The sequence below is a fragment of the Terriglobus albidus genome (genome assembly GCF_025685425.1).
Lineage (GTDB): Bacteria > Acidobacteriota > Terriglobia > Terriglobales > Acidobacteriaceae > Terriglobus > Terriglobus albidus.
The window spans coordinates 120,220-135,943 of the sequence record NZ_JAGTAS010000020.1 but is presented as its reverse complement, the minus strand read 5'-3'; the positions used below and the strand labels follow the sequence as shown (position 1 = coordinate 135,943).

14 protein-coding genes are annotated in these 15,724 nt (G+C 59.9%); 9 read left to right on the top strand and 5 right to left on the bottom strand.

Annotated elements, in window-relative coordinates:
* Positions 1 to 279: 279 nt before the first annotated feature.
* Together ruvB and OHL21_RS01500 are read left to right on the top strand one after the other, a co-directional pair.
* Positions 280 to 1,332 carry a Holliday junction branch migration DNA helicase RuvB gene (gene ruvB / locus OHL21_RS01505; RefSeq protein WP_449649501.1) on the top strand — a complete coding sequence of 351 codons (1,053 nt, stop codon included), beginning with the start codon at positions 280 to 282 and terminating at the stop codon, positions 1,330 to 1,332.
* Positions 1,333 to 1,398: 66 nt separating this feature from the next.
* A complete protein-coding gene (locus OHL21_RS01500) occupies positions 1,399 to 2,619 on the top strand; it encodes a GGDEF domain-containing protein (protein ID WP_263415478.1) in 1,221 nt (406 codons plus the stop codon).
* 168 nt (positions 2,620 to 2,787) lie between these two features.
* Here the strand turns inward: OHL21_RS01500 and murQ are convergent, their stop codons facing one another.
* Positions 2,788 to 3,693: an N-acetylmuramic acid 6-phosphate etherase gene (murQ, locus tag OHL21_RS01495; RefSeq protein WP_263415477.1), complete on the bottom strand. Its 906-nt coding sequence runs from the start codon at positions 3,691 to 3,693 to the stop codon at positions 2,788 to 2,790.
* Between the two features lie 95 nt (positions 3,694 to 3,788).
* Here murQ and OHL21_RS01490 point away from each other — a divergent pair, with 95 nt between their 5' ends.
* The 3 genes from OHL21_RS01490 (at position 3,789) to tldD (ending at position 7,630) form a co-directional block, all read left to right on the top strand.
* Positions 3,789 to 5,123, top strand: coding sequence for an alkaline phosphatase family protein (locus OHL21_RS01490; RefSeq protein WP_263415476.1), 1,335 nt, complete (start codon positions 3,789 to 3,791; stop codon positions 5,121 to 5,123).
* A 49-nt stretch (positions 5,124 to 5,172) separates the two neighbouring features.
* The gene (locus OHL21_RS01485; RefSeq protein WP_263415475.1) at positions 5,173 to 6,099 is read left to right on the top strand and encodes a hypothetical protein; all 927 of its coding nucleotides are present in this window, start codon (positions 5,173 to 5,175) and stop codon (positions 6,097 to 6,099) included.
* 88 nt (positions 6,100 to 6,187) lie between these two features.
* Positions 6,188 to 7,630: a metalloprotease TldD gene (gene tldD, locus OHL21_RS01480; protein WP_263415474.1), complete on the top strand. Its 1,443-nt coding sequence runs from the start codon at positions 6,188 to 6,190 to the stop codon at positions 7,628 to 7,630.
* 260 nt (positions 7,631 to 7,890) lie between these two features.
* Here tldD and OHL21_RS01475 read toward each other — a convergent pair whose 3' ends face one another.
* Positions 7,891 to 8,667, bottom strand: a complete 777-nt coding sequence (locus OHL21_RS01475; RefSeq protein ID WP_263415473.1) for an SDR family NAD(P)-dependent oxidoreductase — start codon at positions 8,665 to 8,667, stop codon at positions 7,891 to 7,893.
* A 100-nt stretch (positions 8,668 to 8,767) separates the two neighbouring features.
* On the opposite strand from OHL21_RS01475, the gene OHL21_RS01470 reads away from it, so the two are divergent.
* From OHL21_RS01470 to OHL21_RS01460, 3 genes are all read left to right on the top strand, one after another.
* Positions 8,768 to 10,153, top strand: coding sequence for a TldD/PmbA family protein (locus OHL21_RS01470; protein WP_263415481.1), 1,386 nt, complete (start codon positions 8,768 to 8,770; stop codon positions 10,151 to 10,153).
* A 233-nt stretch (positions 10,154 to 10,386) separates the two neighbouring features.
* Entirely contained in the window at positions 10,387 to 10,533 is a 147-nt protein-coding gene (locus OHL21_RS01465) for a hypothetical protein (protein WP_263415472.1), read from the top strand.
* A 284-nt stretch (positions 10,534 to 10,817) separates the two neighbouring features.
* Positions 10,818 to 11,900: an SPL family radical SAM protein gene (locus OHL21_RS01460; protein ID WP_263415471.1), complete on the top strand. Its 1,083-nt coding sequence runs from the start codon at positions 10,818 to 10,820 to the stop codon at positions 11,898 to 11,900.
* A gap of 104 nt (positions 11,901 to 12,004) precedes the next feature.
* Here the strand turns inward: OHL21_RS01460 and OHL21_RS01455 are convergent, their stop codons facing one another.
* Positions 12,005 to 12,760: an ROK family protein gene (locus tag OHL21_RS01455; protein WP_263415470.1), complete on the bottom strand. Its 756-nt coding sequence runs from the start codon at positions 12,758 to 12,760 to the stop codon at positions 12,005 to 12,007.
* 167 nt (positions 12,761 to 12,927) lie between these two features.
* Here OHL21_RS01455 and OHL21_RS01450 point away from each other — a divergent pair, with 167 nt between their 5' ends.
* Positions 12,928 to 14,604 carry a sensor domain-containing diguanylate cyclase gene (locus OHL21_RS01450; RefSeq protein ID WP_263415469.1) on the top strand — a complete coding sequence of 559 codons (1,677 nt, stop codon included), beginning with the start codon at positions 12,928 to 12,930 and terminating at the stop codon, positions 14,602 to 14,604.
* Here the strand turns inward: OHL21_RS01450 and OHL21_RS01445 are convergent.
* Complete coding sequence (locus OHL21_RS01445; protein ID WP_263415468.1) at positions 14,573 to 15,103, bottom strand: SRPBCC family protein; 531 nt, start codon at positions 15,101 to 15,103, stop codon at positions 14,573 to 14,575. The two genes, OHL21_RS01450 and OHL21_RS01445, sit on opposite strands and share 32 nt — an antisense overlap.
* Positions 15,104 to 15,217: 114 nt before the next feature.
* On the bottom strand, positions 15,218 to 15,634 hold the full coding sequence (locus tag OHL21_RS01440; protein ID WP_263415467.1) for a hypothetical protein: 417 nt from the start codon (positions 15,632 to 15,634) through the stop codon (positions 15,218 to 15,220).
* Positions 15,635 to 15,724: the final 90 nt, after the last annotated feature.

The following is a 15,724-nucleotide window of genomic DNA, read 5'->3' as shown; positions in this document are numbered from 1 at the left end:
CAGCTTCCGCCTTCTTCTCCATAACAGACGCAGCGGTTCCTCACAGAGCTACTTCTGATTCAACCCTAGCTCCCTCTCCTCAACTCACTTTTTCTCCTCTCACGTACAAAGTAAGTGACATTAGGCTCAAGCCCGCTGCTCCCACCAGTTTCAGTCATCCTCTGTCAGATCAACTGGAATTTGTCGATACGCCGTGGTTGCTAGTTTGCGGTTGGCCGACTTTCGCCGTACCATCGCCTTTAGCAGGCTTCTTGCGTGGACTTTTCGAAACCGAGCTTCATCAACAAAAAAATCGATCTGAGCCGCCGCGCCAAAGATGAGGCCGAGCGGCTGGTCTCTGCCGGGGCGACGGATGAGGATTCCGCCTTCGAGCTGAAGCTCCGTCCCAAAAAACTCAGCGAGTTCATCGGGCAGGCGAAAGCCAAGGAACAGTTAGCTATCGCGCTGGAGGCGGCGAAATCCCGCGGCGAGGCACTGGACCACGTTCTGCTCTTTGGGCCTCCGGGTCTGGGTAAGACAACGCTGGCGACCATCATCGCGAATGAACTGGAGGTCGGTTTCCAGCAGACCAGCGGCCCTGCGCTGCAGATCGCCGGCGACCTGACGGCAATCCTGACCAACCTGCGCGAGAAGCAGGTGCTCTTCCTCGATGAAATTCATCGGCTGCAGCCGGTGCTGGAAGAAAAGCTTTATACAGCGCTTGAGGATTACAAGCTCGACATCATGATCGGGCAGGGACCTGCGGCGCGGACGCATGTCATGGAGCTACGGCCGTTTACCTTTGTCGCCGCCACGACCCGGCCGGGTCTGCTGAGTTCGCCGTTGCGGTCGCGATTCGGCATCCTGCTGCGGCTGGAGTTCTACACCGACGACGAATTGCGCTTCATCGTGCGTCGTTCTGCCGAGGTGCTGGGCATTGCGTGCGACGAGGACGGAGCAGCCGAGATCGCGATGCGCTGCCGTGGAACACCGCGTATCGCCAACCGCCTCTTGCGTCGGGTACGTGACTATGCGCAAGTGCGCGGCAATGGGGTCATCGACCGGCCCACCGCCACCAAGGCACTGGAGATGTTGGAGGTCGACTCCCACGGCTTCGACGAGCTCGACCGCCGTCTGCTGCGCACCATCATCGAAAAATACGATGGCGGACCGGTGGGTTTGAATACGCTGGCTGCGGCGCTGGCCGAGGAAGAAGATGCTCTGGAAGAGGTTTATGAGCCTTTTCTGATCCAGATCGGATTCCTGAACCGCACCCCCCGGGGCCGCGTCGCGACGCGGTTGGCATACGACCATCTGGGAATTCCCATGCCGGGAAGGCTGTCTCTTTTCTAAAGAGAAGTGTCGTAACGTAAAGAGACTGCTCCGTTAGTCTCTTGGAAACGCTGTTGAGTCCTGCCTATGCTCAACTACCAGACTCTTTTCATCTGCGATGTGGCCACAGGTGTCGTTTATGCCGGCGCTATGAGCATTCTTGCGCTGCATCATCCGCAGTTGCGAGCTCATCGGTGGTTTACGGCGGCGGTGCTGCTTGGCTTGCTGCGGAACGCGCTTCTGGGGACGCTTGGCACGTTTCCCCTGGTGCTCAGCATTCTGTTCCCCTCTCTCTGCAATATCGTCAGCTTTTTCTGTATCTACATGGGGTTCCGGTGGGTGATTGTGCGCCGGCCGCTGCAAAGCTGGTTTTGGCCGATATTCCTTGCCATCGAGCTGGCCGTTTTTTCGACGCTCTTTCTCTCCGGCTTCTCGCACACCTTCGCCTTCAGCATTACTCCCATCTTCGCCCTTTGCGTTCTCTCCATCCAGATGCTGCGGCGCAGCCAGGACCCCGATATGCGGACGGTGGTGCGGGCGGGTATTACAGTTCTGATCGCGCACCTAACCTTAATTGCCATCCGCACACCGATGGTGCTCTTCCGATACGACGTCAATACCAGCGGCCACTTCCGCCCCGCACGGCAGGATCCCTTCTGGCTGGCTACGCTGGCCGCCATGATGTTCATCTCGGCCTGCTTCTTTGTCGTCTATCTCTGGTTCTTCGAGCGGGAGATGAACCGTGCGCTTCGCCTGCAGGTGCGGACTGATGCCCGTACCGGTCTGCTGAATGTACGTGCCATGGAAGATGAGGCCGAGCGTGAGGTGCTGCGTGCCGCTCGCAAGCGCACCGCACTGAGCGTGCTGGCGATTGACATTGACTTCTTCAAGACAGTCAACGACACCTATGGACACGCCGTTGGCGATATTACCCTGAAGAGAGTTGCCGAGCAGATGCTGTCGTTGATCCGCGGCGGCGATGTCCTCGCGCGCACCGGTGGCGAGGAGTTTACGATCCTGCTGCCGGAGACCGGCCTGACCGCAGCCCAGGAGATCGCGGAGCGTCTCCGCGCCAGCATCGCCACACTGGATATTGTGACCGAGGCGGCAGTCGTGCACCTGACAATCAGCATCGGAATCACGATGTACCTGGGCGACGGAGACGCCTGGCCGTTAATGCACCGCCGCGCCGATGTGGCGCTTTACCGCGCGAAGCGCGCCGGCCGGAATTGCGTCGCCGTCTGCATGGAAAAGAACTGGGCTCCGACGCCGCTACCCCGTGTTGTAGCGCTGCGCGCAGAGCGATAGCTCACGTCTGTACAACTGGCTGCCCACATCACTGGGTGCCCCATATCTGGCGGTTGTATCGCCAGATGTGGGAATGAAACCACTGTCAACATCCTGCAAACCCACATCTCGGCGTAGCCGAGATATGGGGCACCCGGTGTTGGGTTGACGCACGGTGTCGAGGCTCTTCTAGCTCTCTAGCGCTTCCCTCAACCGTCCGCCGGCTTGTTGCAGCTTGGCGACGGCCGCGTCGCTGGAGAGGCACAGCTTCTGCATCACGACGGCGACCTTTACGCTGCCGGCTTCATTCAGTAGCTCGGCGGCTGTTGTGTGGTCCACTCCGGTGATCTCCATGATGATGCGGGCGGCGCGGTCGACCAGCTTTTCATTGGTTGGCTGCACATTCACCATCAGGTTGCCGTAGGTCAGGCCGGTGCGGATCATCAGCCCGGTCGACAACATGTTCAGCACCAGCTTGGTTGCGGTGCCGGCCTTCATGCGGGTGCTGCCGGTCAGGATCTCCGGGCCGGTCAGAGGGGTGATCTCCATCTCGGCTTCCTGCGCCAGTGGCGAGCCGGGGACGCATGACAGGCCTACGGTCAGTGCCCCGATCTCGCGGGCCCAGGCGATGGCTCCCAGAACATACGGAGTACGTCCGCTGGCAGCGATGCCAACCAGAGTGTCGCGGTCGGTGAAGCCGGCGGATTTTAAGTCCGCTGCTCCCTGCTCTCGGGAGTCTTCTGATTTTTCGCTCGACTTACGCAGCGCCGAATCGCCGCCTGCGATCAGGCCCTGGACCAATGTTGGCGGAACCGAGAAGGTCGGCGGGCACTCCGAGGCGTCGAGCACACCCAGGCGGCCAGAGGTTCCGGCGCCGATATAAAACAGCCGCCCGCCGCCCACGATGCGGGGTACCAGAGCGTCCAACACAGCGGCGATGTGCGGCACCTCGGCTTCCACCGCGGTGATCACGGCCGCATCTTCGCGGTTGATCAGCCGCAGCATCTCCTCCGTCGGAAGCGAATCGATAGTGGTGGTGCGGGGGTTGCGGCTCTCGGTAGGGATGCTGGCGAGTTGGACAGAATCGATCGGCACGAGACAATTATCTAGTTGCGCCCATGGAGTTGTCAGTTCTGCGTCAGAGCCGTTCTGCGTCAGAGCCGGGCTGCTTCAGGGCAAAAAGGGGTGTCATGCGGAAGTTCCGTTTTCTTGTTGTTCTCTTTGCGGCAGCCGTCGCCTGCATGGCGCAGGCGAAGAAGCCTCTGGTGGTTGTGGTCTCAATCGATGGCATGCGGCCCGACTACGTAACCTACGCCGAAGAACACAAGCTGGAGCTGCCCTTCCTGCTGGGCATGATGCACAACGGTGTCTATGCGCACGGCGTGATCGGCGTGCTGCCCACCTACACCTATCCCTCGCACACCACGCTGGTGACCGGCGTCTGGCCGGCGAAGCATGGCGTGCTGAACAACCGCCCCTTCGATCCTCTGGGGAAAGATCCCTCGGCGTGGTGGTGGAGCTTCTCCACCATCAAGGTGCCGACGCTATGGCAGGCCGCGCACGATGCCGGCGTGAAGACTGCAGCGGTGAACTGGCCGGTGACGCAGGGCGCACCCATCGACTACAACATCCCCGAGTTCTGGAACCCTTCGCCCCAGGATGACGGCAGCACCCTCGAAAATGCCTCGACGCCCGCAGGCATGCTGAAGGATCTTGAGAAGACCCTGGGCCGCTATCCCAGCAAGGTGGTGGATGTCGCGAACGACCACAAGCGGGTCGCCTTCTCCATCGCCATCCTGAAGCAGTACCACCCAGGCCTGTTGGCGGTGCATCTCGCCGGTCTGGATACGGCGCAGCACGATCACGGTCCCTTCTCGGATGCGGCCAATGCCGCCGTGCAGGAGGAAGACAAGCTGCTCAAGGAGATCTACGACGCGGCCTACGCGCAGGACAAGAACGTTATCTTCTGTGTGCTGAGCGATCACGGATTCGAGCCGGTGAACTACTACGTCTCGCTCAAGAGGGCGTTTGTCGATGCCGGTCTGATCGCCGTGGACGCGAAGGGCAACGTCACCTCCTGGAAGGCGATGCCCTGGGTCTCGGGCGGTACGGCGGCAATCATGCTGAACGATCCCAACGATTCGGAGACGAAACACGCGGTATTAGCGCTGCTGCGCAAGCTGGCCATCGATCCGGCCAATGGCATCGGGCACATCTACACCCACGAGGAGACGGTGGCGATGGGCGGCTATCCTGAGGCGGCCTTCCTGGTGGCCATGCGGCCGGGTTGGCAGGCGATTGCGGAGCTGAAGGCGGAGGTGGCGACCGGAGTAGGAAACCTGGGAGCGCACGGATATCTGGCCAGCGACCCGGCGTTGCGTTCGGCGTTTTTCATCACAGGACCGGGCCTGAAGCCGGGTAAAGACTTAGGGCTCATCGACATGCGGCAGATTGCACCTACCCTGGCGGGAGTGCTGGGAGCCCAGCTTCCGACAGCCGACGGCAAGGCGATTGACCTGAAATAGGCCCGCGAATGGCCTAAAATGGTAGAGATTCTTGGAGAAAACACGAACCATGGCAGCAGCAACCCAGCTCAGCCTGCAGCAGCAGGTCGAAGAGGCCGCCCGCATCGCGGGCCTTACGGTCAGCAACACCACCTCCGGCGCCGATTTCACCGGCAAGCCCACCACGAAGTTCACCCTCGTCAACCCCGAGGGCAAGTCTGAGACGCTGGAGTTCAGCGCCGACTTCGACTTCGGCCGCCCGGAGATCCAGGCCGAGCTGAAGACCTACTTTGCCGAAGCCGCCAAGCGCCTGAAGAACCCGCGTCCTGACACCTACGTCACGCTGCACGGCCTGCCGATCAGCTTCTCGAAGTTTGCCTGGCCCTTCCACACCTCCACCTCGGGCGCGGACACATACATCGTCCACGGTGAGGCCTGGCTGGAAGACGGAGCGCAGCCGGTGCTGCACGCCAAGCTTTCGGCATCCATGACGCTGACCTTCGCCGAGATCGTTCCGGCGATGGAGCAGCCCTTTGCCGAGAGCTTCATCTACAACGCAGTCCGCAAGACCATGGACCAGGGGCAGTTGGAGTTTGTGAAGTCCGGCAACCGTCAGCCGGTACCGGTTACGACCCGCTACTACTCGCGCTGGCGCAAGGCCTTCGTCTTCAACGACACCGTTGAGCAGCAGCGCCTTGACTTCATCGCGAAGAAGGTCTTCTGGCTTTCGGGCGTTCTGGGCGGCGGCCAGCCGGTATGGGTGCTCGACCCACGCGATGCGCAGTATCTGAACACCACGGTCGAAGACCTGAAGAAGGTGGCGACCGCCCTGGCTTCCGATGGCGTCATCCAGCTCACCGCCGGAGCAGAGTACGCGACGCCGACCGAGGGCCTGATGCACCACCGCGCCGAGTACGAGAAAGAGATGCAGGACTCGCTGAACTTCACCAAGCCCCAGTTCAACGAGGATATGCGCGCTGGCAAGGCGAATATGTAAGCAAAGATTCTGGAAAGCCCTGCGACTTCCGGTCGCAGGGCTTTTCTGTTTTGTCAGGACAAATTGCTGAAAGCGTAAAATTTCATCTATGACGATTCCTCCCGCTGCCGACCACAAGCGCTACTTCATCGATACTCTCGGCGTCTCGGAGCGGCTGATGGAGCGCTGTCTGGGCGAGGCGCTTTCCGCCGGTGGTGACTATGCCGATCTTTACTTTGAGTCAGTGACGTCGACTTCCATCGGTGTCGATGAGTCGCTGGTGAAGTCGGCCAGCCAGGGGATCAGCGTTGGCTGCGGCATCCGGGTTTTGAGCGGTGAGCGGACCGGGTTTGCCTATACCGACGATCTCTCGCCGGAGCGTTTGCTGCGCGCTGCGCGTACCGCGGCACTGATTGCCAGTGGACCAGCGAAGCAGCAGGTGCAGGGATTCACTTCGCCGACAACGCCGGAACTCTATCCGTTGGCGGGCGCCAGCACCGATGCTGAGATTGCGGGCAAGCTGGAACTGATTCTGCGGGCTGATCGTGCCGCCCGCGCCTACGACTCACGGATTACGCAGGTGCGTGCCGGTTACAACGATGAGTTGCGCCGTATCCTGGTCGCTGCCAGCGACGGTACTTTCGCGAGCGATACCCAGCCGCTGGCTCGGTTCAATGTCTTTGTTATCGCGAAGGATGGAACCAATACAGCGCGCGGCAGCAGCGGTGGTGGTGGACGCATCACGATTGACTACTTCGAGACGGTAAAGACACCCGAACACTTCGCCCAGGAGGCAGCGCGTACCGCCATCCTGCAGCTTGGAGCCATTGCCGCTCCCGCGGGCGAGATGCCGGTGGTGCTCGGTCCCGGCTGGCCGGGCGTGCTGCTGCATGAGGCCGTAGGTCATGGCCTTGAGGCTGATTTCAACCGCAAAAAGACCTCGGCCTTTGCGGGGCTTATCGGGCAGCAGGTTGCCAGCTCGAAGGTGACGGTGGTCGACAACGGCATCATTCCTAACCGTCGCGGATCGCTGAATGTAGATGACGAGGGCACTCCGACACGTGAGAATGTGTTGATCGAGAATGGCATCCTGAAGGGCTATCTCTCTGACAAGCTTTCGGCGCGACTGATGGGGATTCCATCGACCGGCAGCGGACGCCGTGAGAGCTACCAGCACATCACTATGCCGCGCATGACCAACACCTACATGCTCAATGGTGAAGACATGCCTGAGGACATCATCAAGAGCGTCAAGCGCGGTCTCTATGCCGTGAACTTCGGCGGCGGGCAGGTGGATATCACGAACGGCAAGTTCGTCTTCTCGGCGAGCGAGGCGTATCTGATCGAGGACGGCAAGGTGACGGCTCCGGTGAAGGGAGCAACGTTGATCGGCAATGGGCCGGAGGCGTTGAAGTATGTCTCGATGGTGGGGAATGATCTTGCTTTAGACGAGGGCATTGGTACCTGCGGTAAGAGCGGGCAGAGTGTTCCGGTGGGTGTGGGTATGCCGACGGTGAAGCTCGACAAGATGACGGTGGGCGGAACGAATTAAGTGTTTTTGGATTTAAGCGTTTTGGAATTTTGAATCACCTGGGTGCCCCACCCTCACAACGTTAGGGTGGGCGGGGAATGCCCATGAATCTTAATCCGAGTCTTTCAGGCCTATAGAGCGGGTCTTCAGCGCTTGGATCGGTGCCGCTTATAAGTTCGTGGCTTCCAAACCCACCCTAACATTGTGAGGGTGGGGCACCCGGGTAGGGATATTTTCAGAACCATTCAACAATTCAACTATTCCACTATTCAACTACTTCCCTAGATCCAGCCGCCGTCGATTACATGGCATTGATTGGTGATGGCTGCGCTGTCATCCGATGCGAGAAAGAGCACCAAGCGTGCGACTTCTTCGGGAAGAATCATGCGTTTGATGGCCTGCGCTCCCAGGACCGTCGCGGTGTATTCCGGGGTTAACCATAGGCGTTGTTGTTTTTCGGTCAGAATGGCGCCCGGCATTACGCAGTTCACGCGGATGTTGTCTTTGCCGGCGAGATGAGCCAATGTCTTCGTCAGGCCCACAATCGCAGCTTTGGCGGTGGTGTAGACGGGCAGGTCGGTCGACGGGATGACCCATGAGATCGATCCCATGTTGACGATTGATCCGCGCTGCTTCTGCCGCATGCCGGGCAGCGCGGCCTGCGACAGGAAGAACTGGTGCTTCAGGTTTACTGCCATCAACTGATCCCAGCGCTCCGGCGTGACGTCTTCCAGATTGTGACGAACATCGTTGCCTGCATTGTTGATCAGTATGTCGAGCGCTCCCCATTGGGCTTCAATCGCACGAAGCGCCTGTTGGGCCGCGGTGGTGTCGGTCAGGTCACAGCGCACGAAGAGAGGAGTTGGAAGGCCATCCTGTTGCAGCCGCGATGCAAGGGCCTCGCCAGCTTCCTGCTGCAGATCCAGGAAGGCGACGCGTGCGCCCTGCCGGGCGAAGGCTTCCACGATGGCCTCGCCGATGCCGGTGGCTCCGCCGCTGACCAGCACGGCGCGGTCACGCAGGCTACGGTAAGTCGCAAATTGCGAGGTGTGCTCCATTCCTTCTCCTCTGTTGAGGAGAAGTCTCGCACATCAGGGGCGTATCTCCACTCCTTGCCTGCGCTTCAGAGCTTCAGCAGATATCCTTAAAGGCAGAATGATGACGACGGATGAACTCTCGCAGCAACTGGATCTGAACTCTCTCGCGCAGCAGGTGGTGGAACGCGCCCTGCAGGCCGGCGCTACGGACGCCGAAGCTGTGGTCTACGAGGGCGATGAGTTCTCCACGCGCGTTCGCCTGGGCCAGGTCGAGACGCTGCAGGAGTCGGGCTCGCGTGCCATTGGTCTGCGCGTCTTCATCGGGCAGCGCACGGCGAACACGTCTTCGTCCGATCTGTCGGAATCATCGATCCGTCGCCTGATCGATGGCGCAGTCGGACTGGCGAAGATCACCAGTGAAGACCCCTTTGCTGGCCTACCGGAGACGGATGAGTTTGGTTCGCTGTCGGGAGATCTGGGGCTGTACTTCGATGATGTTTACTCGCTTCCGGTGGAGCAGCGCATCGAGATAGCACGTCGGTGCGAGGCTGCGGCAATGGCTGCGGATACGCGCATCCAGAACTCCTCGGGAGCTGATTTCGACGCGGCTACCTCGCGCAAGATCGTCGTCAATTCGCGTGGCTTCAGCGGCGAGTATCGCCGCAGTTACTGTGGCTTCTCGGTCTCTCCCATCGCGCAGGATATGACGGGAACCATGCAGCGCGACTACTGGTACTCTTCGGCCCGGCATATTGGCGGTCTGGAGTCGCCGGAAGAGGTCGGCAAGGAAGCTGCCCGCCGCGCCCTGCGCCGTCTGGGAGCGCGCCGCGTGCCCACGCAGAAGGCTCCAGTGGTCTTCTCGCCGGAGATCGCGCGCAGCCTGATGTCGAATATCTTCGACGCCGCCAACGGAGATGCAATCTATCGCCACGCCAGCTTCTTTGCCGGCCAGCTAGGCGAGCAGGTTGCCGGAGAGAATGTCACCATCGTCGATGACGGCACGCTGGTCTTCAATGGCGTTGCGGGATTTGGTACCTCACCCTTCGATGGCGAGGGCTTGCCCACCCGCCGCACGGTCATTGTCGAGAACGGAGTGCTGAAGAGCTACGTGCTCAACAGCTACACCGGCCGCAAGCTCGGTTTGCGATCGACAGGCAATGCGTCGCGCGGCCTGGCGGGGACGCCCGGCATCGGTGCAGGGAACTTCTTTCTGCAGCCCGGCAGTATCACGCCGCAGCAGTTGATCGGTGATGTGAAGAGCGGCCTGTACGTGACGGAGACGATGGGTTTCGGTGTAAACCTGGTGACGGGTGATTATTCACAGGGCGCCAGCGGGTTGTGGATCGAGAATGGCGAGCTGGCCTATCCGGTGGAAGAGATAACGATCGCGGGCAATCTGAAGGATATGTACCGCAACATTGTGGCGATCGGGAATGATCTAACCTTCCGTTCCTCGAGCGCGAGCCCGACGATCCGGATTGAAGGAATGACGATTGCAGGCAGTTAGGGCGTTTCGACGAACTATGTGAACGAATGCGCTCGTTGGCCCCATTCTTCGCGATAAAACCGCGAAGAATGGGGCAACGAGCATCTGCTGCTTCTGTATTTGTCGACACACCCAGCGATTCCCACCCATCGCGCTGCAATGGATGGGGCACCCAGTGCCGAGGTTGATTTGCCGTGAGGTGGCGTAGAAGATTCCTTCCCATCGGCCCTGAACCGTGTCATGATCGCGGCACTATGTACAAGCGCTCGATTGTCCTTACCCTCCTGATGCTGTTCTGCTTTGCCCCTCTCGCCGACGCCATGATGGCTCGTCCTCACCGTACCAACGTACGTGCGCACCGTCGCCATAAGCCGGCCCGACGCCACTATCACCGCGGCTAGAGCATTTCCCTGTAGGTATCGCGTAGGGCTTCGGCATCTATGGGCGTTTTCCGCAATGAAAACGCCGCTGCACTCCTCCCGGGATACCCAGCAACAGGGAAAATGCGACTAGAGCATTTTCCCTGTAGGTATCGCGCAGGGCTTCGGCATCTATGGGCGTTTTCCGCAATGAAAACGCCGCTGCACTCCTCTTCCGGGATACCCAGCAACAGGGAAAATTCTCCTAAATCCTTCCACAGAATCCACGCTTGACGGACCTGCCGGAACGGGCCTAAGCTCGGTTCATGAATGGCGAAGAAAAAGCGAAAACACTCTTCCCCATTTTGCCGAGTGCTACCGGCATGGTCCGTATGGCCGCGCAGGCCGAACATGTGGACGACGGCCACGATGTCGAGTTCTGCGGCATGAAGGTGAGCGGCATTCTCAACCGCTCCGTCTCCAAGCGAATGCACTGGATGGCGTGGAGCATCAACCCTTACCGCGGATGCGAGTTCGGTTGCCGTTACTGCTATGCGCGGTACACGCATGAGTTCCTGGCGCCGAAGGATGGGCCGGCGGAGGGGCAGCCGGACTTCCACGATCCGGAGATCTTCGAACGGAAGATCTTCGTCAAGGAGAACGCGGCCTGGCTGCTGGAACAGGAGCTGCGCCGGCTGGAGCGACAGGGGCACATCACCGACGAGATCGCGCTCGGTACGGCAACCGATCCATGGCAGCCGATCGAGCGGCGGCAGAAGGTAACGCGGAGCCTGCTGGAGGTTCTGGCGCGCCGCAGCGGAATCCGTCTCGGGATTGTGACGAAGTCTACGCTCATCCTTCGCGATCTCGATCTGCTGCAGGAGATCGCCCGCAAGAGCGTTCTGGTGGTGCATCTAACCATCACTACGCCGGATGTGGAGCTGGCGCGGAAGCTGGAGCCGCGTGCTCCACGTCCGGACCTGCGGCTGGCGACCTTGCAGAAGCTGCGTCAGGCAGGCATCATCGTCGGCGTCCTGAATTCACCGCTGCTACCCGGCATTACCGACACCATGACGGCCATTGACCGGATTGCGAAGCTGTCCGCCGACCACGGCGCCTGTTTCTTCGCCGCCAACCCGTTGTTCCTGAAACCGTGTTCGCGTCCTACCTACCTGAGCTTCGTTCATGAACACTTCCCCGACCTGGAGCCGGAATACGCCCGCCGGTTCCAGGATCGGGACTTTGCCGACAAAGCCTACGCAACACGCCTCAGTGCGATGGTATCGGCCATCTGCCGCAAGCACGGTTTGAATAAACGGGCCATGGACTCGCTGCTCTCGCAGGAAACTGCACAGAAGATCCCGTCGGCGGCTGTGAGGGAGCCCGTGCAGCGTCAGCTCTTCGGCTGACGCAGTTGCTAGTTGCTGGTTCCTAGTTGCTAGTGAGAAGCAAAGACGTCTTGCTCAGTACGATATCGAAAGCCAACTAGCAACCAGGAACTAGCAACCAGCAACTAGCTTTTCCGCGGGTGTGCCTGCTGATGTTTTCGTGCCGCTGACAGGCGTACATGTGCCCGGCCGGCATCGATGGCGGCATGCGGCGGGGTCTCTTTCTCCGGAGGGTCCCAGAGGCGGAAGCCGCCGGCGAAGGCATTGACGTTTTCGCCCAGCAGAACGCCCTCGGGCAGCTCGTCCAGCAGTTTGGCGTTCCCTCCGCCGAGAACCACGTATTCGCAGAGCAGGGCGGTGCGCAGGCGCTCGATAACATCGTGGACTGATCGTTGCCAGCGCTTGCGGCCGCGGCGTTCCAGCCCGTCTTTGCCGACATACTCTTCGTAGGTTTTGCCCTTGCGATAAGGCAGGTGTGCGAGCTCCATGGGAGCGATGGTGCCGTCCAGAATCATCGCCGATCCCAGGCCGGTACCCAGGCCGAGAAAGAGCATGCGGCCGCCCTTGTAGCTACCCAGGGCTTGCATGGCGGCATCGTTCAAAATGCGGACCGGCTTCCCAAAGGCATTTTCGTAGTCGAAGTCTACCCAGCCGGAGCCGAGATTATGCGGCTCATCCGCCGGGCGATTCCCGATGACCGGGCCAGGAAAGCCGATGGAGACGCAGTCGTACTGCCAGGATTCAGTAGCTGCCAGTACCTCTTCTGCCATGTAGGCGGCAGTCGCGTCCGGCCCGGAAGCGATCTTGATGGCGGTCTTCTTCCCGGTGGCCAGCACCTTGATATGAGTTCCGCCGACGTCGATCACCAGGACTTTACGCATGGGTATGTGCTCCAATCACCTTTCAACATTACCTAAAACATTACCGTCGCGGATTTGCAGAAAAACTTCTGCTGCAATGCGGCGTTTCGGATGGGATAGTAACAGTAATTGATGTCTTGGAAATCTCTGCTGAGTGGTATGTCGCAGGTATGTGAGCCGGGAGCCTGATGCGGCAAGAATTATTCGATCTGATCATGGTCCCGCTGCTGACCTTCTTTTTTGCTGCGCTGCAAAAGGGAAGGCCACAGCGTCGTTACCGGCTCTGGCTCGCCGGTTGGCTGCTGGAGCTTACCAGCATGGCCATCCGGGAGTGGGAGCAGATCTCCCGTACCAGCACTCCCGCCCTTGAGACGGCACGGATATGGGCCATCGTGTTCGCCGGCATCGCTTTCCTGCTCTCCTTCGGACAGAAGGACCTTACGCTTCGCCAGTTGTGCAGCTTTGGCCTGATGCTGAGTCTTCCGGCTTGCCTTGGAATTCTTCTGGTCAATACCGGTACGCCAGACAAGTGGATGATCGTTGTCCTGATCGTCGGCGGAGAGGTGCTGGCGGACTGGGCGCTGCGGCGCAGTTATGGTTTGCAATCGAAGACGCGACTGCTGGTGCTCGATATCCTGGCGGTGGTCTCCGGTGCGGCCATGCTTTGGCTGGTAGCCACCAATCAGATGCGGGTGATGTATGCCGTCGTTCTGGCGGAGATCTTCATCGCTTGCGGTCTGATGTTCCTCACGCTGCCGTCGCGCAACCTCGCCGGCCAGTGGATTGCATCGCAGGGCTTCTTCTTCTGGGCGCTGCAATATCCGCTGTACTGGTGGATGGGAGACAGGCCCGGTTGGGAATCCTCTTTCACGACACTCATTAGCCTGTGGTATCTGCCCAAGTATCTTGTTGCCTTCGGCATGATTCTGCGCGTCATGGAGGAGGACCAGGAGCGCGTTCGCACGCTTACCGAGGAGTACCGTCTGCTCTACGAGGGAAATCCTCATCCGATGCTCGTCTTTTCTCCCGAAGACGGAAGGTTCCTCTCGGCCAACGAGGCCGCGCTTCGTGCTTATGGCTATGCCATGGAAGAGTTCCTTGAGTTATCGGTACCGGAGATCTTTCCGCCGGAGGATGCGGCAACTCGTGCGGAGATGTTGCGGTATGAGCGTAGGTTTGAAAGGTATCAGACGCTCACCCGGCGCAAGGACGGAAGCAGCTTTCACGCGGAGATGACGATGTATCCGGTCACCTTTCAGAGCCAGTGGGCGAGATTCCTGCTGGTCGTCGATACGACGGAGCACGTGGAGCTCAACCGTGAGCTGGTCCGCCAGGCACAACACGATCACCTGACGGGTCTGCCGAACAGGACGCTGCTGGAAGACCGCCTGAGCCAGTGGCTCTCAATTGCGCAGCGCAGCGACAAGCCGGCGGCGTTGATGACACTCGATCTCGACCGGTTCAAACTCATCAACGATACGTACGGTCATCTGGTTGGCGACGAGTGCCTGAAACAGGCAGCCGCGCGGATGCAGTCGCGTATTCGGCAGAGTGACACGCTGGCGCGAACCGGCGGCGAGGAGTTCACCCTGATCGTCCACCACATCTCGTCAGAGGATGGCGCCAGGAGCTTGGCAGAAAGCCTACTGCGGCTGTTTGACCGGCCGTTGCATATCAATGGCCTGATCATCCCCATCACCATCAGCATCGGCGTCGCTATCTACCCAGCCGACGCTCATGATCTGGACACGCTGCGTCAGCTCTCTGACGACGCCCTCTACCAGGCCAAGCGGACGGGACGGAACCGCGTGGTCTTCGCAGGGCACATGCCTGTTAGGGATGTTCAGCGGCTGACTTCAGATTAGTCAGTCCACGCTCAAAGTCCGGACCAATCATCTTATCCATGCTGGTAAAGACCATCATGACCTTCGTCATGAAGCTGGAGGGGCCGTCCATGGTCCAGCGGACGCTCGTGGGGCCTGCGGGCGAACCGGAGTAGTAGAAGGTCGCTGTGTTCTTGCCTGCGAAGGGTTTGATGAAATCGAGGCGGATATTCGTCTTCTCCGGTGTTGCGGAGAGGATCTCCATCTCGCCTTCGCCGACCTTGCTGTTGCCCTTCCAGTGATAGATGGCGCCCGTTCCCGAGTCCGGCCCGGAGTAGGTTACCTGCATCGCGGGATCGAGCCTCGCCCATGGAGACCACGCGTCCCAGTGATGGAAGTCGGTGACAAAGGTAGCGATCTTTTCCGGCGGGGCTGCAATGGCGGCGGAACGCTCGACGTGGAAGGTGGCCGGCTTGGTAGCGGCCAGAATCAGAATGATAACTACGGCGAGAACAACGACAGCTGCAATCAGCTTCAACATGCGAAGCCTCCGGAGTGAGATGTTTAGAGCATTTTCCTTGTTGCTGGGTATCCCTGAAGAGGAGTGCAGCGGCGTTTTCATTGCGGAAATCGCCCCATAGATGCGGGAAATGGTCTACTGCTGCGCAGCCGCGGGCTTGTCGTCAGCCTTGGGCTTCTCGTCTTCTGCCTTCTTCGCCGTGAAGGTGCCGGGATAGCCGAGAGGCTGTACGTCGATGGTGCCAGCCAGTGAGCCGTCTTCCGCGAGAGTACCGACCCAGGTAAGGATAAGCGCCTGGCCCTCATACTCTCCGCCGTGCTTGAAGGTAAGCTTTGTGTCCTCCAGCGTCCCGGTCACGTCGTACGACTTGTTACCGAGCGAGCAGGTTCCGGTGATCTTGTTGTCTTTGTCGATCGAGAACGTGCAGCTCTCATTGACCGGATAGCCGCTGACATCGCCATAGATCTTCCAATTGCCTGCGACAGGGGTGGTTGCGGTGGCGGCAAAGCTGGTAACCGTCAGCGAGAGCACAAGCGTGGCGAAGCGTTTCATCGATCGTCTCCTGAGGGGATGGGTGCAGCCAATATACATGACCAAGATTGACAAGCCACCAGAAAAGCGCAGAGACTCGCAATCGAAGGT